Source organism: Marinobacter sp., from assembly GCF_035268745.1.
Taxonomy (GTDB): Bacteria; Pseudomonadota; Gammaproteobacteria; order Pseudomonadales; family Oleiphilaceae; genus Marinobacter.
Window position 1 is genome coordinate 36,874 of the sequence record NZ_DATFKH010000050.1, and the last position, 25,138, is coordinate 62,011.

Annotated in this window: 18 protein-coding genes and 2 tRNA genes; 8 read left to right on the forward strand and 12 right to left on the reverse strand. The window is 56.5% G+C overall.

Annotation, left to right across the window (positions count from 1 at the left end):
• The first annotated feature begins 11 nt into the window (after positions 1-11).
• Positions 12-887 carry an NAD(P)-dependent oxidoreductase gene (locus VJ956_RS03630; RefSeq protein ID WP_324081753.1) on the forward strand — a complete coding sequence of 292 codons (876 nt, stop codon included), beginning with the start codon at positions 12-14 and terminating at the stop codon, positions 885-887.
• Positions 888-1,082: 195 nt separating this feature from the next.
• Here VJ956_RS03630 and topA read toward each other — a convergent pair whose 3' ends face one another.
• The 3 genes from topA to fadB form a co-directional block, all read right to left on the reverse strand.
• Positions 1,083-3,728: a type I DNA topoisomerase gene (gene topA / locus VJ956_RS03635; protein ID WP_324081755.1), complete on the reverse strand. Its 2,646-nt coding sequence runs from the start codon at positions 3,726-3,728 to the stop codon at positions 1,083-1,085.
• Positions 3,729-3,987: 259 nt separating this feature from the next.
• Positions 3,988-5,163, reverse strand: a complete 1,176-nt coding sequence (fadA, locus tag VJ956_RS03640; RefSeq protein ID WP_324081758.1) for an acetyl-CoA C-acyltransferase FadA — start codon at positions 5,161-5,163, stop codon at positions 3,988-3,990.
• 33 nt (positions 5,164-5,196) lie between these two features.
• Positions 5,197-7,344, reverse strand: coding sequence for a fatty acid oxidation complex subunit alpha FadB (gene fadB / locus VJ956_RS03645; RefSeq protein WP_324081760.1), 2,148 nt, complete (start codon positions 7,342-7,344; stop codon positions 5,197-5,199).
• Between the two features lie 514 nt (positions 7,345-7,858).
• On the opposite strand from fadB, the gene VJ956_RS03650 reads away from it, so the two are divergent.
• Complete coding sequence (locus VJ956_RS03650) at positions 7,859-8,293, forward strand: universal stress protein (protein ID WP_324081762.1); 435 nt, start codon at positions 7,859-7,861, stop codon at positions 8,291-8,293.
• Between the two features lie 29 nt (positions 8,294-8,322).
• Here VJ956_RS03650 and VJ956_RS03655 read toward each other — a convergent pair whose 3' ends face one another.
• The 4 genes from VJ956_RS03655 to VJ956_RS03670 form a co-directional block, all read right to left on the reverse strand.
• Positions 8,323-8,997, reverse strand: coding sequence for a DUF6901 family protein (locus tag VJ956_RS03655; protein WP_324081765.1), 675 nt, complete (start codon positions 8,995-8,997; stop codon positions 8,323-8,325).
• A complete protein-coding gene (locus VJ956_RS03660) occupies positions 8,994-10,892 on the reverse strand; it encodes an ATP-binding cassette domain-containing protein (RefSeq protein WP_324081767.1) in 1,899 nt (632 codons plus the stop codon). Before VJ956_RS03660 ends, VJ956_RS03655 begins: the two co-directional genes overlap by 4 nt.
• Positions 10,893-11,092: 200 nt before the next feature.
• Positions 11,093-11,168, reverse strand: a tRNA-Gly gene (locus tag VJ956_RS03665).
• Between the two features lie 50 nt (positions 11,169-11,218).
• Positions 11,219-11,821, reverse strand: coding sequence for a DUF924 family protein (locus VJ956_RS03670; RefSeq protein ID WP_324081769.1), 603 nt, complete (start codon positions 11,819-11,821; stop codon positions 11,219-11,221).
• Positions 11,822-11,865: 44 nt separating this feature from the next.
• Between VJ956_RS03670 and VJ956_RS03675 the strand changes: the two genes are divergently transcribed.
• The 6 genes from VJ956_RS03675 to pta all read left to right on the forward strand — a co-directional run bounded on the left by VJ956_RS03675 (position 11,866) and on the right by pta (position 19,325).
• Positions 11,866-12,243, forward strand: a complete 378-nt coding sequence (locus tag VJ956_RS03675) for a CbiX/SirB N-terminal domain-containing protein (RefSeq protein ID WP_324081771.1) — start codon at positions 11,866-11,868, stop codon at positions 12,241-12,243.
• Positions 12,244-12,275: 32 nt separating this feature from the next.
• Positions 12,276-13,181 (forward strand): TIGR01777 family oxidoreductase, encoded by a 906-nt coding sequence (locus VJ956_RS03680; RefSeq protein ID WP_324081772.1) that lies wholly within the window; start codon positions 12,276-12,278, stop codon positions 13,179-13,181.
• A 93-nt stretch (positions 13,182-13,274) separates the two neighbouring features.
• Positions 13,275-13,350, forward strand: a tRNA-Glu gene (locus VJ956_RS03685).
• A gap of 159 nt (positions 13,351-13,509) precedes the next feature.
• The gene (locus VJ956_RS03690) at positions 13,510-15,921 is read left to right on the forward strand and encodes a bifunctional diguanylate cyclase/phosphodiesterase (protein WP_324081774.1); all 2,412 of its coding nucleotides are present in this window, start codon (positions 13,510-13,512) and stop codon (positions 15,919-15,921) included.
• 27 nt (positions 15,922-15,948) lie between these two features.
• Complete coding sequence (locus VJ956_RS03695) at positions 15,949-17,157, forward strand: acetate kinase (RefSeq protein ID WP_324081776.1); 1,209 nt, start codon at positions 15,949-15,951, stop codon at positions 17,155-17,157.
• A gap of 14 nt (positions 17,158-17,171) precedes the next feature.
• A complete protein-coding gene (pta, locus tag VJ956_RS03700) occupies positions 17,172-19,325 on the forward strand; it encodes a phosphate acetyltransferase (RefSeq protein WP_324081778.1) in 2,154 nt (717 codons plus the stop codon).
• On the opposite strand, the gene der is transcribed toward pta, so the two are convergent.
• From der to ispG, 5 genes are all read right to left on the reverse strand, one after another.
• Positions 19,315-20,739: a ribosome biogenesis GTPase Der gene (der, locus tag VJ956_RS03705; protein ID WP_324081780.1), complete on the reverse strand. Its 1,425-nt coding sequence runs from the start codon at positions 20,737-20,739 to the stop codon at positions 19,315-19,317. The two genes, pta and der, sit on opposite strands and share 11 nt — an antisense overlap.
• Positions 20,736-21,926, reverse strand: coding sequence for an outer membrane protein assembly factor BamB (gene bamB / locus VJ956_RS03710; RefSeq protein WP_324081782.1), 1,191 nt, complete (start codon positions 21,924-21,926; stop codon positions 20,736-20,738). Before bamB ends, der begins: the two co-directional genes overlap by 4 nt.
• Before the next feature lie 17 nt (positions 21,927-21,943).
• Positions 21,944-22,600 carry a YfgM family protein gene (locus VJ956_RS03715; protein WP_324081784.1) on the reverse strand — a complete coding sequence of 219 codons (657 nt, stop codon included), beginning with the start codon at positions 22,598-22,600 and terminating at the stop codon, positions 21,944-21,946.
• A gap of 81 nt (positions 22,601-22,681) precedes the next feature.
• On the reverse strand, positions 22,682-23,959 hold the full coding sequence (gene hisS, locus VJ956_RS03720) for a histidine--tRNA ligase (RefSeq protein WP_324081786.1): 1,278 nt from the start codon (positions 23,957-23,959) through the stop codon (positions 22,682-22,684).
• Between the two features lie 38 nt (positions 23,960-23,997).
• Positions 23,998-25,116 (reverse strand): flavodoxin-dependent (E)-4-hydroxy-3-methylbut-2-enyl-diphosphate synthase, encoded by a 1,119-nt coding sequence (ispG, locus tag VJ956_RS03725; RefSeq protein ID WP_324081788.1) that lies wholly within the window; start codon positions 25,114-25,116, stop codon positions 23,998-24,000.
• Between the last annotated feature and the right edge of the window lie 22 nt (positions 25,117-25,138).

Below are 25,138 nucleotides of genomic sequence, written 5' to 3' on the forward strand. Positions count from 1 at the left end.
GAGACAAACAGATGAGCATCAAAGCTGCATTTCTTGGACTTGGCGTTATGGGGTATCCCATGGCAGGACATCTGGCCAATGCGGGTATTGCCGTAACCGTCTGGAACCGGACTTCAGGGAAAGCGGAGCAATGGGCAGCCCAATACCCCGGTAGTGCCGGCACATCCATTGCCGGAACGGTCAGCGGGGCAGACTTTGTGTTTACCTGTGTCGGCGCTGACCCGGATCTGAAAGAAATTTTCACTGGGCCGGAGGGCATCATTGAAAATGCCAGCCCGGGCGCTGTTCTGGTTGACCATACCACCGCATCGGCCGGCATTGCAGAGCACCTGGCAGAGCTTGCCGGAGAAAACCGGCTGGGTTTCGTTGATGCGCCGGTGTCCGGCGGACAACAGGGCGCCGAAAAAGGCCAGCTCACCATTATGTGTGGCGGTGACGACCAGGCCTTTGCAAAAGCGAAGCCACTGATGGAACACTACTCCAAGGCCCTGAACCTTATGGGGCCGGTAGGCAGCGGACAGAAAACCAAAATGGTCAACCAGATTGCCATTGCCGGCCTGGTACAGGGGCTGTCAGAGGCGCTGCATTTTGCCCAACAGGCAGAACTCGACGTTCAGAAGGTCGTGGACGTCATTTCCAAAGGTGCCGCCCAGTCCTGGCAGATGGAAAACCGTTCAGCCACGATGATCGAGGGTAAATTCGATCATGGCTTCGCGGTGGACTGGATGCGCAAGGATCTGGCGATATGCCTGGAGGAAGCCCGCAAAAATGGATCAAAAATACCCGTCGCAGCCCTGGTGGATCAGTTTTACGGCGACGTTCAGGATATGGGCGGACGTAGGTGGGATACCTCGTCGCTGATCCAGAGACTGAAAGGAAAACGGTAAGGATTTTTTGCCACGGAATCCACGGAAGGACATGGAGAAATAAAGATTTTTGGCCACTAAATCCACGAAATCACACGAAAAAAAGACTGGCAGTGTATTTATATTCCCCAGCCAAGAAGCGGGTATTTCGTGGATTTCGTGGTAAATCGTCTTTCAGTTTTTCAGTGATCTTCCGTGTTTTCCGTGGCTAACCAGTCACTTGTTCTTGTCTTTAGGAATCCAGCGCCCATTCTCGTACCACGCTGACCAGCCGGTCGCCTTGCCGTCTTTCTCTGACATGACGTACTGCTCTTTGCTCTTGCGGCTATAACGAATCACTGTGGGATTACCTTCAGGATCCTTCTCCGGCGCATCCATCAGAAAATCATATTTTGGATCGATCTCCTTGCGGTGCGGCTTGATCTCTTTCACCAGCGGCGGTCGGGTCTCCCGGTTCTTGGGAAACTTGCTTGCCGCCAGAAACAGACCAGACGCCCCATCCCGAAGCACATAGGTGTCGTCCACCTTCTCGCAGGCCAGTTCCGGCATCGGAACCGGATCCATTTTGGGCGGGGCGGGCTCACCATTTTTTAGCAGTTTGCGGGTGTTCTTGCAGTCATCGTTGGTACAACCAAAATATTTACCGAAACGACCGGTTTTCAGCTGCATTTCAGAGCCACACTTGTCGCACTCCAGGGTCGGTCCTTCGTAGCCCTTGATGCGGAAGCTGCCTTTCTCGACCTCGTAGCCCGGGCAGTCCGGATTGTTGCCGCAGACATGGAGCTTGCGACCCTCATCAACAAGATAGCTGTCCATGGCAGTGCCGCACCGGGGACAGCGACGCTTCTTGCGGAGCAACCGGCTCTCGCCCTCACCCTCGACATCTTCATCGGCACTCACCACCTCATCGCCCGACACCAGGTTGATCGTGGTCTTGCAGCGCTCTTTCGGTGGCAATGAATAACCGGAGCAACCAAGAAACACCCCGGTGCTGGCCACACGAATCTGCATGGGGCGCTCGCAGGTCGGGCAGGGAATATCGGTTTCCGTGGGCGTATTCGCCCGCATACCGCCCTCGTCGTCCGCGATTTCCGCAGTCTCAAGCTGTTTTTTGAAGCGACTGTAGAAGTCGTTCAGTACCTTTTTCCACTGCACATCACCCGCGGCGATTTCATCCAGCTCGTCCTCCATCCGGGCCGTAAAGTCGAAATCCATCAGATTGGGGAAGGATTCGGACAGACGTTCGGTGACGATCTCGCCCATTTTCTCGGCGTAGAAGCGCCGGTTCTGAAGCCGCACATAGCCCCGGTCCTGAATGGTCGAGATAATGGATGCGTAGGTGGAAGGGCGACCTATGCCCTGCTTTTCCAGCTCCTTGACCAGGCTGGCTTCAGTATATCGCGGCGATGGCTTGGTAAAGTGCTGGCTCGGTTCGAGCTTCTCAAGACCAAGGGTCTCGCCTTCCCGGATGTCTGGCAGCGGCATGTCCTCGTCTTTTTTCGACGTCTGGGGCGCGGCTTTCAGGAAACCTTCAAACTTGATGATCCGTCCACGGATTCGCAGCTCGTAATCGCCATTTGCGACCAGTATCGATGTGCTCAGGAATTCTGCGTCCGCCATCTGGCAGGCAATGAACTGCCGCCAGATCAGCTCGTAAAGCTTCTCAGCATCTTTCTCGAGTCCGGCAATATCGGTAGGCCTGCGATTTACGTCGGTTGGCCTGATCGCTTCGTGAGCTTCCTGCGCGCCTTCCTTGCTGCCATAGATTCTGGGCTGGTCGGGCAAAAACTTATCGCCAAACACCTTTTTGACGTAGTCCCGGCAACTGGCCAACGCATCCTGACTCAGATTGGTGGAGTCGGTGCGCATGTAGGTTATGAAGCCCGCCTCGTAAAGACGCTGGGCCAGCATCATGGTTTTCTTGACGCTGAACCCCATGCGATTGCTGGCGGCCTGTTGCAATGTAGAAGTAATAAAGGGCGCCGAGGGGCGTGAGCGGGTTGGTTTGTCTTCCCGCCTTGCTACCTTGAAGCTCCCTGACTTCAGACGCTCAACGTGCTCGGCACTCTGCTTGTCACTGGTTGGCCGATAGGCCTTGTCGGCATATCGGGTGACCTCAAAGCGGATCGGCTGCCGCGATTCGCTCCGGGTCAGGTCCGCATGCAACTGCCAGAATTCCTCGGGCACGAACTTGCGGATTTCCCGCTCACGCTCGACAATCAGACGCACCGCAACAGACTGCACGCGACCTGCCGACAGGCCCCGGGCAATCTTGGCCCAGAGCAGCGGTGACACCATATAGCCCACAACCCGATCCAGGAAACGGCGGGCCTGCTGGGCGTTCACCCGGTCATTGTCAAGATTGCCCGGATCCTCGAAGGCTTTCTGAATCGCCCGCTTGGTGATTTCGTTGAACACCACCCGGCGGTATTTCTCCGGATCACCACCAATGGTCTGCTGCAGATGCCAGGCAATGGCTTCCCCCTCACGGTCCAGATCCGTCGCGAGATAGATATTGTCGGCCGATTTCGCCAGGCGTTTGAGTTCGCTAACCACTTTTTCCTTGCCGGGCAGTATCTCGTAACGGGCATCCCAGTCATGGTCCGGATCCACTCCCATGCGCGCCACTAACTGATCCCGCGCCTTCTTCTTTTTGTGGACCGCCTTTTCCTCGGGACTCATCTTGCGGGTAATCGCAGCCAGCCGCGCCCGCTCCTTGGGATCACTGGTGGAACCGGAGCCACTGACCGGCAGATCACGAATGTGCCCGACGCTCGACTTCACAATGAAGTCAGATCCGAGGTACTTGTTGATAGTCTTCGCTTTCGCTGGCGACTCGACAATAACGAGGCTTTTACCCATATCGGAGTTCTATATCCTTGGCGATGATCGGTTAAAAAGTCAGCAAACCGTAAACTCGCTGTAAAATCAGTCGGCTAGAAAAGTCTTGATAGCCGCCCTAATAGTATAATTGCATTGTTGTACAGGGTCAGGAAAAGCAAGACAACCCATTATGGAAAAATGCAGCAAGGGTTGTGCCCGGTTTTTGTTGAATGTCAGACAAGAAAGCCCGGCAACTGCCGGGCTTTCTCAGAACACGTTATTGATTCAATTCAATGAATTAAACACGCTCCCACACTGTTGCGATACCCTGCCCCATGCCGATACACATGGTGGATACACCAAGCTTCCCGCCTTTGGCCATCATCACGTTCAGCAAGGTGGTCGAGATACGTGCACCGGAGCAGCCCAGCGGGTGCCCAAGGGCGATCGCGCCCCCGTTCAGGTTCACTTTCTCTTCCATTACGCCCAGCAGCTTCAGGTCTTTCAGCACCGGAAGTGACTGGCCGGCGAAGGCTTCATTGAGTTCCCAGAAGTCGATATCCTCGACTTTCAGGCCCGCACGCTTGAGTGCTTTCTTGGTCGCCGGAACCGGACCGTAACCCATGATCGCCGGATCAACCCCGGCGACAGCCATGCCGCGAATTCTGGCAATCGGCTTGAGGCCCAGAGCTTCGGCACGGCCGGCAGACATCAATACCATCGCAGCCGCACCGTCAGTGAGCTGGGACGATGTGCCGGCGGTGACCGAACCATTCTTCGGATCAAAAGCGGGCTTGAGCTGAGCCAGGGACTCAACCGTAGTCTCGGGACGAATGGTCTCGTCCTCCTCTATCAGCTTCCTGAAGCCATTTTCGTCATGACCTTCAACCGGCACGATTTCATTGCTGAAACGACCTTCCTGCGTTGCCTCGTGAGCCAGGCGATGGGAACGGGCACCGAACTCATCCTGCTGTTTGCGGGTGATGCCATGCATTCTCGCCAGCATTTCCGCAGTCAGGCCCATCATGTTGGACGCCTTGGCGGTGTATTTTGAGGCTGCCGGGTTATGGTCGAAGCCGTCAGTCATGGGGATGTGGCCCATGTGTTCGACACCGCCAACCAAAAACATCTCACCATTGCCGGTCTGTATGGCCTGCGCGGCAGTGTGGATGGCGCTCATGGCGGAGCCGCAAAGACGGTTGACAGTCTGCGCCGAGGATTCGTGCGGGATGCGCGTCAGCACGGATATCTGACGTGCGACGTTGAAACCCTGCTCCTTGGTCTGGTTTACACAGCCCCAGATCACATCTTCAACTTCTTTCGGGTCGAGCTTCGGATTGCGCTCAAACAGTGCTTCAATCAGCGCAGCCGACAGGTTTTCCGCACGGACATTGCGGAAACAGCCATTCTTGGCACGACCCATCGGACTCCGCACGCAATCGACGACGACAACGTCTCTCGGATTAAGGCTCATAGATCTTTCTCCGTTCGGAAATCTTGTTCAGGGTTAGGCGAAGAATTTCTTGCCATTCTTGGCCATTTCACGCAGCTTCTCGGTCGGGTGATACAAAGCGCCAAGATCTGCAAACTTGTCTGCCAGCTCAACGAACTTGTCGACACCCATATCGTCGATATAACGCAGGGCACCACCACGGAACGGCGGGAAGCCGATACCGAAAATCAGCCCCATGTCAGCATCTGCGGGATCTTCGACAATGTCGTCCTCCAGGCAGCGAACAGTCTCCATGCACAGCGGAATCATCATTCGGGCGATGATGTCCTCGTCGCTGAAGTCGTTCTTGCCCTGAACAACAGGCTCAAGCAGCTTGTAGGCTTCTTCGTCGACGACCTTCTGCTGCTTGCCCTTACGGTCCTGCTCATACTTGTAAAAGCCCTTGCCGTTCTTCTGGCCGTAACGGTCGTTATCGAACATGACGTCAATGGCTGTTGTACCCTCATGCTTCATCCGGTCGGGGAAGCCTTCGGCCATAACGTCACCGGCATGCTTGCCGGTGTCCATGCCTACAACATCAAGCAGGTAGGCAGGCCCCATCGGCCAGCCAAACTTTTCCATAACCCTGTCAACGTGCTGAAAATCAGCGCCGTCACGCACCAGATTCACAAAGCCGCCGAAATACGGGAACAGTACGCGGTTTACCAGGAAGCCGGGGCAGTCGCTGACCACGATCGGCGTCTTGCCCATTGCCTTGGCGTAGGCAACCGTTGTTGCAATGGCGCGATCACTGGTCTTCTTGCCACGGATGACCTCCACCAGCGGCATCATGTGAACCGGGTTGAAGAAGTGCATGCCGCAAAAGTTTTCCGGGCGTTTCAGGTTGGCGGCCAGCTTGTCAATGGAAATGGTGGAGGTGTTCGAAGTCAGAATGGTGTCTTCGCGAACCGCATCTTCGGTTTCACACAGCACCGCGTCCTTCACCTTCGGATTCTCGACAACGGCCTCCACGACCAGGTCGACGTTCTTGAAGTCACCATAGTTGAGGGTCGGCGTGATGTTGTTCAGGGCATCCGCCATCTGGTCCGGCTTCATCTTGCCTTTATCGATGCGCTTGGTCAGAAGCTTCTTGGCTTCCTTCAGGCCCAGCGCTATACCGTCCTGATTAATATCCTTCATCAGTATCGGTGTGCCTTTCAGGGCCGACTGGAAGGCAACACCGCCACCCATGATACCGGCGCCAAGAACGGCAGCCAGCTTCACCTCGTTTGCTTCCTTGCTCCAGGCCCTGGCTTTCTTCTTCAGGGCCTGATCGTTCAGGAACAGCCCGACAAGGCACGCAGCCACGTTGGTTTTGGCCATCCTGGCAAAACCTTTGGCCTCCACTTCGATGGCCTTGTCACGGGTTAGGCCGGCATGCTTCTGCATGACCTTGATAGCCTCGACCGGCGCCGGGTAGTTCCTGCCGGCCTGACCGGCAACAAACGCCTCGGAGGTTTCAAACGCCATCATGCTTTCCATGGCATTGAGTTTGATCTTGCCCTTCTTTTCGTCACGACGGGCCTGGTAATCCAGCTTGCCTTCGTTGCACTGCCTGATCAGATCGACAGCGCCTTCGACCAGCTTTTCGCTGGCAATAACAGCGTCGACAGCACCAACTTTCAGCGCCTTGTCGGCACGGTTTTCACTACCGCCACAGATCCACTCGACGGCGTAATCCACACCCACCAGGCGTGACAGGCGGACGGTCCCACCGAAGCCCGGGAAAATCCCCAGCTTGACCTCGGGCAGACCAACCTTCGCCCTGGGATCGATAACCCGGTAATCGGTTGCCAGGCACATTTCAAAGCCGCCGCCCAGCGCGATGCCGTTGATGGCAGTCACTGTCGGAAAGGGCAGGTCTTCAATCGCACTGAATGCGGCGTTGGCCTTCAGATTGTTAGCGATCAGATCCTCTTCGGGCCCGGCGAACAGCTCGGTGAATTCGGTGATGTCGGCACCAACAATGAAGCTGTCCTTGGAGCTGGTTACAACAAGACCCTTCAGGCCTTTCTTTGCTTTCAGCTTGTCAGTCGCGGCGTGGAGCTCTTCTAGCGTCAGACGGTTGAACTTGTTAACTGACTCGCCTTGCAAGTCAAAGTCCAACTGAGCGATCCCGCCTTCGATCTCTTTCACCGTGATGGCTTTACCTTCGTAAATCATCAACTGATCTCCAGTCTGTGTTTGGAACTGCTATAACTGCCGCAAAAGCGCCCGCAATGCGGCAGCCGATGCAGCGAGATTTCGGTCACTATTTTCGGTCACTACCCCAATCAACCGATCCAATAATTCATACAGTCGTTTGAATCGTGGTTTGCCACCATGAAAAAAAACCGGCCATTTGTCAATTTGTTTCTTGATGAATCAATCATTCCACCAGGTTCCGCTCGCTGGCAGCTGCCAGCCGGTCAGCACCGCTTGATGGACAGCAGCGATACTTTAACTCCGGCACCAAACCTTGGTCCACCACAATAACCTGGCGGTAAACTCAGGCCCGGCAATTCCATAACCTGCGTGGTGATACCGCAAGCACTGAACCCGGCGTTGAGCTAAAATCTATCATGGACAGTGTGCGCACCAGGTGGCAGTTTATTAGCGGTTCTGACAACAAATACAGGAACAGAAGCGCCTGACAAATATTAGCCCGCACAACAGCGGGGTCTGAAGGAGTGAAAACATGGCCATTTATCAGAAAATACTAGTTGCAATTGACCTTACTGAAGAAGCCCCGCAGGTTCTTGAAAAAGCAATGGCATTGAGCAAGGCGCACGATTCCGAAGTTGTTCTGGCTCATGTCGTGGAACCAGTGGGCTATGCCTATGGTGGCGATATCCCCATGGACCTCACCGAGCTACAGGAACAACTCGACAAGGCGGCAAAAGAGAAACTCCAGAGCTACGGCGAAAAACACGGTATTACCCCGGAAAATCAGTTAGTGATGGTGGGTCGGCCGGAATCCGAAATTCACCGGCTATCGGAGGAACTCAGCGCTGACCTTGTTGTGGTCGGCAGTCATGGCCGTAAGGGCTTCCAGCTGATTCTGGGTTCTACCGCCAACGGCGTTCTGCATGGGGCTGCCTGTGATGTGCTGGCAGTTCGCATAAAGACCTGAGCAGATTCCCGTGACCGTCGGGTGTGACTTTAAAATCCATTTTCGCCTTTCATTCTGGCTTCCAGTTTCCGCAGCTGACTTTCCAGTGAAAAGCTGACACTGGAAGCCATTGAGAAGAAGTTCAGCAAGGCCTTGAGGTTGCTGTCTCCCTCGCAAACGGAATTAATGCGCTGCCAGAGTGCCTGGTTGACCAGTTGCAGGCGCTGGTTTCTGGCCACCAGTCCTTTCAGGTCCCAGTCCGGTTCTTCACCATTGCGCTTCATCAGGTATTGCTGCAGCAGGAAGTGGGACACACTGCGCATGATGAATTCCTCGTTACTGGCGAAGGGCAAATGGTGGACCGCCATCGGTTTTAGCTCCGCCAGCACCGGACAGCCACTGGTTGCCATCTTGAGGCCCAGCAGGGAGCGCAAGGCTTCCTCCAGAGTGGTGGACTTGGTGTAGGTACGGCGATCATCCTGGACCACAACAGACACTTTCTGATAGGCGTCTTCGGCCTGAAATGCGGTGACCACCGGAAGGATTTCAACGGCGGCCGGACAGCGCTCGGTGTCGGCTGCTGTCAATGGACAATTGGAACACTTGCAATGCTCCAGCCTGGTCCAGTTCGGCAGTTTTGCCTGTCCGGCAGAAGCGGGCCGGTCGGTGACCCTGAATTCAACAGGCACCCTGTTTTCCAGCTCAAAACGGTAATTCACGTTCATTGATCCGCCTGTTCTTCCAGTTCCATCCAGCGCTCCATTACGGCGTCAAGCTGACGTTGGGTTTCGGACATTTTTTCAAGAGTGGCGGATACTTCATCGGGCGAGCCCGAATAGAATCCCGGATCCGCTACAGCACTTTCAAGCCGGGCCAGTTCCGCCTCAAGCGATTCAATTTTTTTCGGCAACTCTTCGAGCTCAAGTTTGAGTTTATAACTCAGTTTCACCGCCTTTGTTTTCCGGGCTGGTGGCGCTGGCTGGGCCGGAGTCCTGTTGCTTTTGGGCGACCGGGCGCCGGCTTCGGCAGGAAAACGTCCGCCCTGGCGGCGCCAGTCGGTATAACCACCCACGAATTCCCGCACTTTACCGGACCCATCAAGAAAGACCGTGTCGGTCACCACATTATCCAGAAATTCCCGGTCGTGGCTGATGACAATCACCGTGCCCGCGAACTCTACAAGTCTTTCCTCCAGCAACTCCAGGGTTTCCACATCAAGATCGTTGGTTGGCTCGTCAAGAACCAGAATGTTCGCCGGTTTGCTGAACAGTTTGGCCAACAGCAGCCGGGCCCTCTCTCCCCCTGAGAATACCCGCACAGGCGAGCGGGCCCGCTCCGGGCTGAACAGAAACTCCTGCAGATAGCCGAGCACATGTTTGCTCTGACCATTGATTTCAATGAATTCCCGCCCTTCAGACAGGTTGTCCAGGGCGTTCCTGTCCAGATCCAGGGCGCCGCGCAACTGATCGAAATAGGCCACCTGAAGGTTGGTTCCAAGGCGGATCCGCCCTTCCGTCGGCGCAAGATCCCCAAGCATCAGTCGCACCAGTGTCGTCTTGCCGGTTCCGTTTTCACCCACAAGGCCGATTTTGTCCCCCCGGAGCACGGTCATGGTCATACCGGTGATAACCGGATTGCCGGCATCGTAGGCGAAGCCTGCATCGCGGGCCTCAACCACCAGCTTGCCTGAGCGGGCGGCGTCCTCCACTGCAAATGAAGCGGTGCCACCACGCTCCCTGCGCTGACGTCGCTCCTCACGCATGGCCTTCAGCGCCCGGACGCGCCCCATATTTCGGGTTCGCCGGGCCTTGATACCCTGACGGATCCAGGCTTCCTCCTGTTTGAGGCGTTTATCGAACAGCGCGTTCTGGCGATCTTCCTCTTCAAGCGCTTTTTCCTTGAGCTCGAGGTAACGATCGTAACTCGCTGCAAAGCTCACCAACTGACCACGATCCAGCTCCACAATGCGGGTCGCCATCCGGCGTATGAACGCACGGTCGTGGCTGACAAACACAATGGCACCGCGAAACTGTCCGAGTGCCTCCTCAAGCCAGGCGATTGCGGGCACATCCAGATGGTTGGTTGGCTCATCCAGCAGCAGAATATTGGGATCGGTTACCAGAGCACTGGCCAACAGGACCCGGCGCTGCCAGCCTCCCGAGAGTGTGTTCAGGGTCTGATCCGGATCAATGGAATACTGGGCCAGGATGTCGCCGACTTTCTGGTCGAGGCTCCAGCCGTCCAGGGCCTCCAGGCGCTCCTGCACCTTCATCATGCGATCCAGGCTCTGCTCATCCGCGGACTGGGTCAGACGGTGAAATTCGGCAAGAAGCTTTCCGGTTTCCGGAAACGCTCCGGCAACCACCTCATAAGCCGTACGGCGATCGTCCACCGGCAGGTTCTGCGGGAGCACCGACAGAACCGCTCCGTCATCGAGCCTGACGACGCCGGCGTCGGGCTGGATCTCTCCACTGACAATTCGCAGCAGTGTCGACTTACCCTCGCCATTACGGCCCAGGAGACAGATGCGCTCTCCCGGTTCGACAGTCATGGTGGCCTGATCCAGCAAAGGTTGCATACCAAAAGCCAGAGAGACGGCATCCAGCGTTAGAAGTGGCACTTTCAAGCGCTCCTGTTTGCTGTGCTGATCGGACGGGGTCACCCGGCGAGTTCCATTCCACCGGGCTTCCGGCCAGAAATGCTACGGGATACGGCAACAGTGCACGAACATTCCTTGAGACCCCGGGCCGTCAGGTAAATTGAGCGATTCCTGAAGCATAAAACGAAAAAACCCGGCACAGACGCCGGGTTCCTTGAATCTGGAGCGGGAAACGAGATTCGAACTCGCGACCCCAACCTTGGCAAGGTTGTGCTCTACCAACTGAGCTATTCCCGCCTGATCGAAGACGCAGTATTCTACGGATTCGGCCTTTGCCGTCAACAGTTTTATTGTCCGAACCGCTTGCCAGTTTCAAGATACCTCTCTTCTTCCGGTCTCGATGGCCTTTTCAGCGCCCGGTTGCGATGGGGAAACCGGCCGAAGTGCTCAATAATAGCCCGGTGATCCTTTGCTGACTGCAGAAAATTTTGCATGAAATCACCGGCTATACCATCGGTTGAGGCGGCAAGCTGCTCATAGCACTCGACTGACAGGGCCTGGTTTGCCTGGTTTTCCGAATGTTGCAGTGGCATGTACAGAAACGCTCTGTGCACAGGCGCCAGGGCCATATCGTGGCCACGCTTCAGCGCCTGTTTGCAGAGCCTGACCGCCAGTGCGTCGTTTTCGAATGCAAGTGCGCCCCCGCGGTGGATATGGCGGGTAAACTGGTCGAGTAGCAGTATCTCTGCCAGGGCGCCGCCAGGCCGGGACCGCCAGTGTTCAAGTCCGTCCTCTGAGGCAAACAGCACCATCGACATGAACCGGCGGCGAATTTCCTGATCAAAGGCCCGGCTGGAACGGAACCAGCGGTTGCGATGAAAGCTGTCTGGCAGCCCGTGCTCGTCCAATTCACCGAACCAGAAATCCAGAATCTCCTTCCAGTCGAACATATGCGTTACTATATCCTTCTTTTGACAAGTGTTGAGGAGCAGGCATGAGCAGCGAGCCGGCCATTATTCTTCTCGCCCATGGTAGCAGCGATGCCCGCTGGTGTGAGACCTTCGAAAAACTTGCCGGCCCGACACTGGAGTCGGTGCCCGGCTCCCGCATCGCCTACATGGAGCTGGCGCAACCCTCCATCGACAGGGTTGTCTCCGAAGGCGTAAATTCCGGAGTGCGTAGCTTTACCATAGTACCGCTTTTCCTGGCAGCCGGACGCCATTTGCGTAAAGACGTGCCCGGAATGATCAGGGAGATCGAAAACACTCACAACGTCACCATCACGCTGGCCGCGCCGATTGGTGAAAACCCACAGCTGGGCGATGCAATCCGTGATGTTGTGCGCCAGGAATTGAGTCGCAGGCCCGAATAATTTCTGCAATCAGACACAAGGAGTGAGCTGCTATGGACCATCAGATTCTTGTTACCGGAGGCACCGGTTTCATTGGCCAGAGACTGTGCCCCGCTCTGCTGTCAAAAGGCTACTCGCTGACGGTTCTGAGCCGCCAGTCCCGGGATCAGGTGCAGGCTCTCTGCGGCCGCGTCGAGGCATTGGGCGATCTTTCCGATCTGCAAGGCCATCGCGGCTTCAACGCGGTGATCAATCTTGCTGGTGAAGGCATTGCCGACAAGCGATGGTCAGAAGCGCGGAAACAGACGCTGCTTGACAGTCGGGTAGGCCTCACCCGCGAGCTGGCTGAAGTTGTGAAAAGCTGGGAGACTCCCCCTGAAGTTCTGATTTCCGGCTCGGCGGTGGGATATTATGGCGCTCAGGGCAGCAAGACGGTGACTGAAGACACCGCACCGGTTGACGAATTCACCCACCGGATGTGCCGGGACTGGGAAGCCGAAGCCCTGGCCATGGGCAGTGACAACACCCGTGTCTGCCTTTCCCGTACCGGTCTCGTGGTCGGGCCGGGCGGAGGCTTCCTCAAGCGGATGCTGCTGCCATTCAGGATGGGCCTCGGCGGGCGCATCGGCAGCGGCCGGCAATACATGCCATGGGTTCACCGCGAGGATGTTGTGTCGGCACTGATCTGGATGCTGGAAACTCCTGAGGCGAACGGTGCCTATAACGTGGTCAGCCCCAACCCGGTCACGAACCGCCAGTTCACTGCAGAACTTGCAAATGTCCTGCATCGCCCGGCTGTATTTCCGGTGCCGGAAACTGTTCTGAAAATAGCCATGGGAGAAATGGCGCGGCTGCTGCTGACCGGCCAGCAGGCGATACCGAAGAAGCTTACAGACGAGGGCTACAGCTTCCACTACAGGGATCTGGGGTCGGCCCTTGAAGACGCAACGCGTTTCTAGTGTCCCGTCGGGCTCATTAAAAAGCGTTTGACAGGGATCATCGCCTTTTTTAATATACGCGCCACCTCAATGAGGCTAGGTACCAAGAGATCCGTCCCCTTCGTCTAGTGGCCTAGGACTCCGCCCTTTCACGGCGGCAACACCGGTTCGAACCCGGTAGGGGACGCCACTTCTGTCAGCAACCGTAACCATAATCCGGTTCGGTGTTTCCTCCGATTGTCAGAATAATCTGCCGATTTATCGGGCATTTGCGAGACAGCATTTCAGAACTGCTGCTATAGTCGGAAGGCGCAACTCAATAATCCGATCTGGTCCGAAACCTTAGATCATGCCAAAATTTCTGACTCGCCTGCAGCATTTCAAATCCAGATCTCCACTGTCATTCAGGCTGCTGGCCTATATCCTTCTATTCAGCTCGGTTTTTACCCTGGTCAGCTCGGCCAGTCAGATCTATTCCGACTTCAGAAAAGACTTATTCCAGATTGACCGCCGCATGGAGGTTATCGAAACAGGCTACGCGTCCAGTCTGGCAAGAAGTCTCTGGGCGCTGGACCAGAAACTGCTGCAGACCCAGCTTGAGGGCGTCCTGAGCCTTCCGGATATTGTCCATCTCCGGCTCAAGATCGAGCCCGATTCCGAGCTGGTACTCGGCCGGATTCCCCGGGACACAACCACAACCAGCCACAGTTTCGAACTGATTCATCAGGACGACAGCATGTTCATTCTTGGCGAGTTAACCGTTACCGCCGATCTGAGGCGCGCCTACGCCGACATGGAACAACGAGTGCTGCTCATACTGGCGACCCAGTTTCTCAAGACCTTTTTCATATCCATCCTGATCGTTCTGATCTTCCAGCACTTTGTCACCCGGCATCTGACCGCCATGGCAAACTATGCCCGTAATTTTTCACTGAACAATCTTGGTGCACCACTGCAACTGGACAGGCCCGATACGCCGGCGAACAACAAAGACGAACTGGCACAGGTTACCGACGCCATTAACCAGATGCGCCGGCGCCTTGCTGAGGACGTTGAGCAGCAGGAGCGCGACGCCCGGGAAATCCGCAAGTTTTCAAAAGCCATAGAGCAGAGCCCGTCGTCGGTGCTGATCTGCGACCGTAAATGGCAGGTCGAGTACGCCAACCAGAAATTTTCCCAGCTGACCGGGTATGATCCGGACGCCATCAGGGGCAAGCATCCGGAAACCCTGAGCGACGATATCAACGCCCGCAGGGAAAGCAGGCAACTATGGCAGTCCATCCGGTTGCAGGTGCAACGGGTAGGCGTCTGGCAGGGTGAGGTAAACAGTTCCCGGAAAAACGGAGAGCATTTCTGGGAACAGCTCATCGTAACCCCGATCAAGGATAATGACGGTAAGGTAACCGGATACCTGATTCTTGGTGAAGACATCAGCATACGCAAACGTTACGAGCAGCAACTGCTCAGACAGGCCAATTACGACATACTCACAGGCCTGCCCAACCGCATGCTTGCTCTGGATCGCCTGAAACTTGCCCTCGCACAGGCTCGCCGGGAAGATTCACTGGTTGGCGTCATGTTCCTTGATCTGGACAACTTCAAGCACATCAACGACACTCTCGGCCACGATGCCGGCGACAATCTGCTGGTCGAGGCCGCACGGCGGGTTTCAAGCTGCCTCAGAGGCACCAGCACCGTTGCCAGGCTCGGTGGCGACGAGTTTCTTGTCGTGCTTCCTGGCCTTGCGGACATGGAAGCCAGTATTCATGTGGCCCAGCGTATCCTCTCGACATTTCAGCCGCCCTACGTTATCAACGGCCAGGAAGTGTTTATTACCACCAGCATTGGCATTGCCATCTTCCCCCTCGACTCGGACAACAGCGGCACGCTGCTGCAACACGCCGACACCGCCATGTATCAGGCGAAAAACAAGGGAAAGAGCGCCTATGCCGTGTTCAAGCCTGAAATGACTGAAGTCTCCCACGAGCGCCTGCAAATGGAATCACTCATGCGCCGCGCCCTGGATCAGCATGAGTTCGAGCTTTATTTTCAGCCAATCGTGCAAACAGACACCGGCCAGCTCGCCTTCGCTGAAGCCCTGCTCCGCTGGAACAGTCCGAGCCTGGGCATGGTGATGCCGGACCGTTTTATTCCGCTGGCCGAGGAGACTGGCCTCATTATCACCATCGGCGAATGGGTGTTAAAAGAGAGCTGTCTTGCAGCCATGCGCTGGAAAGAGCAGCTCGGCACCAGTATCGGCATTGCGGTCAATGTATCGCCGCGGCAATTCCGTGATCCCCGTTTCGTGACCACGGTCATGAAGGCACTGGAACACAGTGGACTGGAGCCTGATCAGCTTGAGCTTGAAATTACCGAAAGGCTGATTCTCGACAACACCATCGAGACTGCCGATATTCTGAGTGAACTGGACAGATCCGGAATCCGATTGTCTGTGGACGATTTTGGCACCGGTTATTCCGCGCTCAGTTATGTCAAAACTTACCCGTTTGATACACTCAAGATCGACAAGTCCTTTATTCAGGATGTGATGAAAGAACAGAGTGATGCGTCGCTGGTAAAGGCCATTATCACCATGGCTCACAGCCTTGGGCTGCGGGTCATTGCCGAAGGGGTCGAAGAGGAAGAACAGACTCACTTCCTGGAACAGGAAGGCTGTGATTTCTCCCAGGGTTATTTTTATAGTCACCCCATGCCCGGCCCCAGATTTGAAACCTGGCTGGCCAGCAATCGTCGGGTATAAATTCCAAACCGCCGGAACCTCAACGCCATGGAAGATACCATACTTGTCGTTAACTGCGGCAGCTCATCACTGAAACTTTCGTTATTTGACCATCACCTCAGCAAGCTGGCATCTGCTGCTGCGGAGCGTCTGAACACAAAAGACGCGGGTGCCCGCATCGGCGGCAACGACGAGGGCATTGCCCTGAAGCCTGACGCATCCCATGAACAGGCACTGGAAGCAATAGTCAGCGCGCTCCAGAATCTTGAACTGATGGCGTCAAGGCCCGCAGCTGTCGGCCACCGGGTGGTTCACGGCGGCGAAACCTTCCACGAGGCCGTGGTGATTGATGATGACGTGATAAAGGCCATCGACGACTGTGCCGAACTCGCCCCCCTTCATAATCCGGTCAACCTCTGCGGCATCCGGGCGACCCGGGCGTTGTTTCCCGGCGTTCAGCAGGTCGCGGTATTCGATACGGCCTTTCATCAGACGCTGCCGGAACGGGCCTATCTGTATGCGGTTCCCCGATCCTGGCACCGGGACTGGGGTGTTCGCCGTTACGGATTTCACGGCACCAGTCATGCTTTCATGGCAATCGAGGCCGCCCGCTTGCTGGGCAGAACCCCGGCAACCACCTCCGTGATTTCCGCCCATCTTGGCAATGGTTGCAGCATCACCGCGATCAGCGAAGGTGTCAGTGTCGACACCAGTATGGGACTTACCCCACTTGAAGGCCTGGTCATGGGCACCCGGAGCGGAGATGTGGACCCGGGTCTGTTTGACTTTCTTGGCAGCAAAGGCGTTGACGCCGAAGAAGTCCATCAGGTCCTGAATCATCAGAGCGGTCTGCTGGGACTTTCAGCCCAGACCAACGACATGCGGTCATTGTGTGAACTTGCTGATCATGGCCACGAACCCTCGAAAACAGCCATTGAGGTGTTCTGCTTCCGCCTGGCCCGGTATATCGGGGCCATGATGGCATCCCTTGCCCGGCTGGATGCCCTGGTCTTTACCGGCGGAATCGGCGAAAACAGTGCCCGGATCAGACAGCAAACCATCGGCCATCTGGGCCTGATGGGATTTGCCATCGGCACCGATCTTAACAAGAACCATGGCAGCTTCAGCGATGGCAGGATCGAAAGCCCTGACTCCCGGTTCCCGATTCTGGTGATCCCCACTGACGAGGAACTGGTCATAGCACAGGAAGCTTCGCGACTGGCGGGCAGGCCGGAACCCGCTGACCAACATTCATAATCAGGACTACAGTCATGGCAAAGAGCCTTTTTTTTTCACCTACCTCAATGGACTCCGGCCTTACCTCGGTTTGCCTTGGCATGCTGCGGGCGCTGGAGCGGGTAGGTGTCAGTGTTGGTTTCTACAAACCCTTCAGCCAGGCTATCCACCGCGCAGAAGTCCGCCATAACAATGGCCAGGATTCATCGGTGGCGTTTGCCCGGACCAGCAGTCATCTGTCCCCGCCAGACCCGATTCCTCTGAAAGAAGCACAACAACTGCTGAACCGGGGAGAGTCGGATTATCTGCTGGAAAAAGTTGTCGGAGAGTACCAGAAAGTAGCCAGGGAATTTGATGTCGTTGTTATTGAAGGCCTGGTCCCTGATCGAACCGAAGCCTATATCGCCAGGTTGAACGTGGAAGTTGCCCGCAACCTGGGCTCCCACGTCATCCTTGTCAGCTCGCCGAAAAACATGGATGCAGAGCAGATGGATGAAGAGCTGGAATTCTCATCACGTCTGTTCGCCGATCCCAACGACCCGGATGTGATCGGGGTCATTCTCAATATGGTTGGCAAACCCGAGCTATATGGGCTTCAACTCCCTCCCGGCGGCAACCAGACCAGCGCTCCCGGGGTTGATTACCGGACCGAGTGCAGGGTGTTCAGCGAGGACCGGTTCCGATTGATCGGTGAAATACCCTGGCAGCCCGAACTTCTTGCGCCAAGGGTTTCTGACATTGTGCGGGAACTGGGGCTGCCGGTGCTGAGCGAAGGCAATATGCAGGCCCGGCGGGTTCATAAAGTCAGTATGTGCGCGCGCAGTATCCGCAACATGATCGAAACACTCAGGCCCGGGACCCTGCTGGTGACCCCCGGGGACCGCGAGGAAATTCTGGTTACCGCAGCGCTCGCGATACTCAACGGAGTGCCACTGGCTGGCCTGATACTCACCGGTGGACTCATGCCGGACCAGCGGGTGATCGATCTCTGTCATCGCGCGCTGGAAACCGGGCTTCCGGTCATCAGTTCCGATACCAATACCTTCGGGACAGCCCAGATGCTGGCCAACCTGTCATCAGCCATTCCCATTGATGACCCCGAACGTATCGAAAAGGCGATGGAAGCGATAGCCACCCGCATAGACACTGACTGGTTGAAGCAACATCTCAGGGTGGAGCGTCAGAACCGGCTTTCTCCGCCTGCATTTCGCTATCAGCTTTCAGAGTCTGCCCGTGCTGCCAATAAGCGTATCGTTCTGCCGGAAGGCAGCGAACCGCGAACAGTCGAGGCAGCGGTTACCTGCCATCAGCGCAAGCTGGCCCGCTGCGTTTTGATCGGTGATGCGTCGGAGATCCGGCGTATTGCCCGTTCCCAGGATCTCGAGTTACCGGAGGACATCGAAATCATCGATCCGGTCGAAGTGCGTGAGCGCTACATTTCACCCATGGTCGAACTTCGCAAAAACAAGGGCCTGACGCGGGATCTGGCCGAAGCCATGCTTGAGGATAACGTGGTTCTGGGCACCATGATGGTAGCGCTGGATGAAGCTGACGGGCTGGTTTCCGGCGCAACTCACACTACGGCCAATACCGTGCGCCCGGCCCTGCAACTTATAAAAACCCACGACCAGGCGAAGGTGGTGTCCTCCGTATTCTTTATGCTGCTTCCGCAACAGGTGGTGGTCTATGGCGACTGTGCAATCAACCCGGATCCGGATGCCGAGGAACTGGCGGATATTGCCATTCAGAGCGCCGAATCCGCCAGAGCCTTCGGCATTGAGCCGCGGGTCGCCATGATCAGTTACAGCACCGGCGAATCAGGCCGTGGCGAGGACGTGGATAAAGTAAGGGAAGCCACGCGGATTGCGCGGGAACGCAGGCCCGAACTGTTGATTGACGGGCCCCTTCAGTACGACGCTGCTGCCATCGCAAGCGTGGCCAGAAGCAAGGCTCCCGACAGCAGGGTGGCGGGCAAAACCACGGTATTCGTCTTTCCCGACCTGAACACCGGCAACACCACCTACAAAGCCGTCCAGCGCAGCGCCAATGTGGTCAGCATCGGCCCGATGCTGCAAGGCCTGCGCAAACCCGTTAACGACCTGTCGCGGGGCGCGCTGGTGGAGGACATTGTGTTTACCATTGCCCTCACCGCCGTGCAGGCAAAACAGGCTGAAGGCACTAACGCTTGAGGCTTTTCTGGCGTTTTTTCTTCGGCGGCATGCGCCCCTGCTTGTGTTCGTTATCTTTCTTGACCTTCTGACGCGGAGTCAGTCGGTCCACCTTGTGGGCGTAAGGGTTTTCTCCCGACCTGAACTCGAACCGGATAGGAGACCCGGTGACTTTAAGGACCTTGCGGAAGGTATTTTCCAGATAACGCTTGTAGGCGCCCGGCAACGAATCCACCTGGTTACCGTGGACAACAACAACCGGCGGATTTGACCCGCCCTGGTGAGCATAACGCAATTTGATCCGCCGACCCTGCACCAGCGGAGGCTGATGCTGCGCGATTGCGTCCTGCAGAATAGCCGTGAGCCGATTGGTCGGCCATTTCGCCATCGCGGATTCGTAGCCGGCTTCAACAGACTCGTACATGACCCCGACACCGGAGCCATGAAGAGCAGAAATAAAGTGTTTGTCGGCGTAATCCAGAAAGTCGAGGCGGCGGGCAACCTGTTCCTTCACTTTCGCCCGGTCTTCCGGATCCATTCCGTCCCACTTGTTGACGGCAATCACCAGCGAACGACCGGCATCCAGCACAAAGCCGATAAGGTGCAGATCCTGGTCAACCAGACCTACCCGGGCATCAATTACCAGGATCACCACATGAGCATCTTCGATGGCCTTGAGGGTCTTGATGATCGAGAATTTCTCGACAACTTCACTGACATTCTTGCGCCGCCGGACACCGGCAGTATCAATCAGGGTGTACTGCCTGTCGTGACGCTCGTAGGGAATATAGATGCTGTCGCGGGTAGTGCCCGGCATATCGAACACCACGACCCTGTCTTCGCCGAGCATACGGTTGACCAGGGTTGACTTGCCAACGTTGGGACGTCCGACAATGCCAATCCGGATGCCCGGGTACTGATCGGCGCGGTCCTGCTGTTCGCCTTCTTCAATACCGGGCAGCAAAAGCTCCAGCATGGAGCGGATGCCCCGGTTATGGGAGGCTGCAACAAGAAAAACGGAATCAAAGCCCAGGCCATGGAAATCGGACGCAGCAATGTCAGGATCCTGGCCATCGGTTTTATTCACCACCAGATGAGCACGCTTGCCGGTTTTCCTGAGCTGTTCGGCAATCAGCTCATCACCACCATTCAGACCCGCCTTGCCGTCCACCATGAACAGGATGATATCGGCCTCTTCAACGGCCTGCATCGACTGGCGCGCCATTTCTGCATCCAGACCCTTTTCATCTCCGGTCAGGCCGCCGGTATCAATGGCAATGAAACGCTGGCCCTCGTAATTGCCCTCACCGTATTTACGATCACGGGTAAGGCCCGGAAAATCCGCGACCAGCGCGTCCCGGGAACGGGTCATCTGATTGAAGAGTGTGGACTTGCCGACATTGGGCCGGCCGACGAGAGCAATAACTGGAGTCATCTCAGGCTGGATCGCTTTATGGAAGTCGTTCCCCGGCCCTTCTGGACAGAAAAAACGCTCATTTCGCCGCCGTTACCGTAAACCAGCAGACGGTCATCCGACATCACTTTGAACGGCACCCGCAAACCATCATGGTCGTACATCAGCTGGCCCTGAAGAGAGCCGTCTGCCATGGAAAGAATGTGGATATAACCCTCGAAGTCACCCACAAGCAGGTGATCACCAAGGACAACGGGCTGGGTGGGCTGACGCCAGGCCAGTTGCTCCTGACGCCAGAGCTCGCGACGATCCTGCCCCTGCAGGGCAAGGATATCGCCGTCCGCAGCGGCCAGAAAAATCTTGCCATCACCGATCATCGGCGAATGCAGGCTGGACGCTGCCCGGCTCCAGATTTCCCGACCGTTCTGAATGTCCACCAGGGCCAATTTGCCCTGATAGCCAACCACCATGGCGGCATTTTCAAGTATCAGGGGCTCCCCGGCTACATCGACCAGCCTTTCAAGTTCGGTGCGCCCTGCCGGCTCACCCACCTGATACTGCCAGACAGGCTGGCCGGTCCCTCCATCAAGAGCCATCAATCGACCGTTGGCCAGAGACGCCAGCACCAGGTCCGCGCCAACCAGTGGCGAAGCCGCGGCGCGAAGAGAAAGCGCCGGCACAGCACTGTCATACTGCCAGAGTTTTTCACCGCTACCAGTGTTGAAAGCATGGACCTTACCGTCAATAGTCTGGACCACGACCATCGCATTGTTCGACCCGGGAGCCGACAGTGCTTCATTGGGCAGGACAGCACTCCACAGTTCGCTGCCGTCCTCCCGGGACAGGGCCAACAGGCGCGCGTCGCGGGTGACCAGGTAAATCAGCGCCCGGTCACCGCCAACACCTGCCATGATCTGTTGATCGGTATCCCGCTTCCAGCGCACTTTACCCGTGGCAGGCTCAACCGCATAAACCATACCATCGGCAGAGGCAGCGTAGATCGTGTCGCCGGCGTAAAGTGGTTCAAGGTACAGAAAACTTCCGTCATGTCCATCGCCTATGTCTATGTCCCATAGTTCCTGCAGTTTCACGGAGGAAACCACTTCGGGAACCGGCGCTGGCTGCTCAAACGTATCAGTGGAGCTGCAGCCAGCAACCAGGGCGACGCCAAGCATTATTCCGGCCAGCTTTGCCCTCGCCCGTTCCATATGGGACCGCACCGGCATCAGGATGCCTCCCCGACGCCCAGATCGGCCAGTTTGAGCTCGAGGATGCCGCTGCGCTCTGCATCACTCTTTTCACGGGCTTTCTTATAGGCTTCCCGGGCCCCATCGGCGTTACCCTGAGCAAGCAGAATGTCACCACGCAACTCCGAGAAGATCGCCTCGAAGCTTTCCGCGCCGGAAGCACCATCAATGGTTTTCAGGGCCGCATCATAATCGGCAATATCAAATTGCGCCCGTGCCAGCCGGCCACGAATAATCAACGCCAGGGGCTTGCCCTGATCTGCCTTGCTGTTCGCCCATTCAAGAGTTGAGATCGCCGCCTCGGTGTCGCCCTGATCCATCATCTGCTGCCTGGCGAGTATCAGGCTTCCATAGACTGCGTAGGCACTGTCAGAATATTCCTCGCGCAGGTTATTCGCGACAAACTCTACGGTTTCAGCGCGGTTTTCCTCGGATTCATCGGTGTACGCATTGATCAGGCTGGCGAACTGGGACGCTGCCTCGGTGCGGTAGTCAACCTGTTGCTGTTGCCACGCCTGCCAGCCAAAAACAATAGCCAGTGCTGCGACCACGCCAATCAACAGTGATGTGCCATTCTGCTTCCACCATCCCTTGATGGCCTCGATTGTCTCTTCGTCCGTACGCATTTCTGCCATGGTGACTCCCGCCTGTTACTCTGTCTTATAGGTGTTTGTGTTTGTGCTGCTCTATCCGGCGCTGGTGTTAATCCGGCCGTCTCACGCCAGAAGATCCCTCAGAACCGTGGGCAGTTCCGCCCTGCCGATACCCCGTTGCTCATCATCCGTTCGCAGGGGCTTCAGCCCCACCGTGTCGGAAGCAAGTTCGTTTTCGCCCAGAACAATAGCGTATCTGGCACCGCTGCGGTCCGCCTTTTTCATCTGGCTTTTGAAACTGCCGCCGCCGCAATGACTGATGACCACGGCACCGGGGAGCATACTCCGCAACGCTTCTGCAAGCTCAAGCGCCGGAGCCATGGCCCGTTCGCCCATGGCGGTAACATAAATGTCGGCATTGCCATTGACCGAGGCCGGAATCAGGTCCAGCGTTTCCAGCAGAAGAATCAGTCGCTCCAGACCCATTGCAAAACCCACCGCAACCGTGGGTTTGCCTCCCAGCTGTTCAACCAGACCGTCGTAGCGGCCGCCGGCACAAACCGTGCCCTGGGCGCCGAGGCTGTCAGTTATCCATTCAAAAACTGTTTTGCCGTAATAATCCAGTCCCCGCACCAGCCGGGGGTTTATTGTATAGCTGATACCAGCAGCATCAAGCAGTGTTTTCAGAGTCTGAAAGTGGGAGCGGGAGTCTTCATCCAGGTAATCGTCAAGGGCGGGCGCATGCTCAAGAATTTCCTGTGTCCGCGCATTCTTGCTGTCCAGAATCCGCAGCGGATTGGACTCCAGCCGCCGCTTGCTGTCGTCGTCGAGCTCTTCAATGTAATCAGACAGATAGTCAACCAGAGCGGAACGGAAGTTGCGGCGGGACTGGGCGCTACCAATCGAATTGATTTCCAGCCGGGTATGCTCGACCAGGCCAAGCTGCTGCCAGAGTCTTGCGGTCAATATCAGCAGTTCAGCATCGATGTCCGGCCCGGCCATGCCGAAGCACTCCACCCCGATCTGGTGGAACTGGCGATAACGGCCTTTCTGCGGCCGCTCATGCCGGAACATGGGGCCGGTGTACCAGAGCCTGCGGGTCTGATTGAACAGCAGCCCGTGTTGCTCGGCCGCACGGACGCAGCCGGCGGTCCCCTCGGGGCGCAAGGTCAGGCTGTCACCGTTGCGATCCTCGAAGGTGTACATTTCCTTCTCGACGATGTCTGTCACTTCGCCTATGGAGCGCTTGAACAATTCTGTCTGTTCAACCACCGGCATACGGATTTCCTGATACCCGTACTGCGACAGCACCCGGCGCACTGTATCTTCAACGTACTGCCAGACCGGTGACTGCTCTGGCAGGATATCGTTCATCCCGCGGATTGCCTGGATCTTAGCCAATTTAAAACCTTTCCCTTAAATGAGTTCCTGACAGGCCATCAGTCGACCGAGCGGGTAATGATCGACTCTTCCTCTTCCTGCTTGCGGGCAACCCGCTCGCGAATCAGGCGCTCCAGGTCATCCGTCAAAGTGGCGTTATCCAGTTTCTGGTTGGGCTTCCCGGCCATATAGAGCAGATTTTTCGGACTGCCACCGGTAAGCCCCATATCCGCTACTTTGGCCTCGCCCGGGCCATTCACGATGCAGCCAATGATGGCAACGTCCAGTGATGTGTTGACATCTTCAAGCCTGGCTTCCAGATCATTCATGGTCTGAATGACATCGAAGTTCTGGCGCGAACAACTGGGGCAGGCAACAAAGTTGATACCACGGCTGCGCAGCCGGAGGCTCTTGAGAATGTCAAAGCCCACCTTGATTTCCTCAACCGGGTCGGCGGCCAGGGATACCCGGATGGTATCGCCAATGCCGTCCATCAGCAGCATACCCAGACCAATCGAGGATTTGACCGTTCCCGACCGCAATCCCCCTGCCTCGGTAATACCCAGATGCAGAGGCTGTTCAATCTGATTCGCGATTTTGCGGTAGGCCTCAACCGTCATGAAAATCTCTGACGCCTTCAGACTGACCTTGAAATCCTGAAAATCATGGCGGTCAAGAATATCGATATGGCGCATGGCTGATTCAACCAGTGCATCAGCATTTGGTTCACCGTATTTACGCTGTAATGCCTTTTCCAGGGAACCGGCGTTGACTCCGATGCGAATCGGGATATTGCCGTCTTTGGCCGCACTGATGACCGCGCTGACCCGATCATCCCGGCCAATGTTACCCGGATTGATACGCAGACAGTCCACGCCCAGCTCCGCAACCCGCAATGCAATCCGGTAATCGAAATGGATGTCTGCGACCAGCGGCACTGAAACCCGGGACCGGATCCTGCCAAAGGCTTCAGCGGCATCCATGTCCGGTACCGAGACCCGCACGATATCGGCGCCGGCCTGCTGCAGGGCAACGATCTGGGCCACGGTGGCATCAACGTCGCAGGTATTGGTATTGGTCATGCTCTGGACCGCAATCGGGGCATCACCGCCCACGGGCACATCACCCACCATGATCTGGCGGGATTTACGTCTGACGATTGGAGATTCCTGTTTCATAGCCTTCAAACCAGCAAGTCAT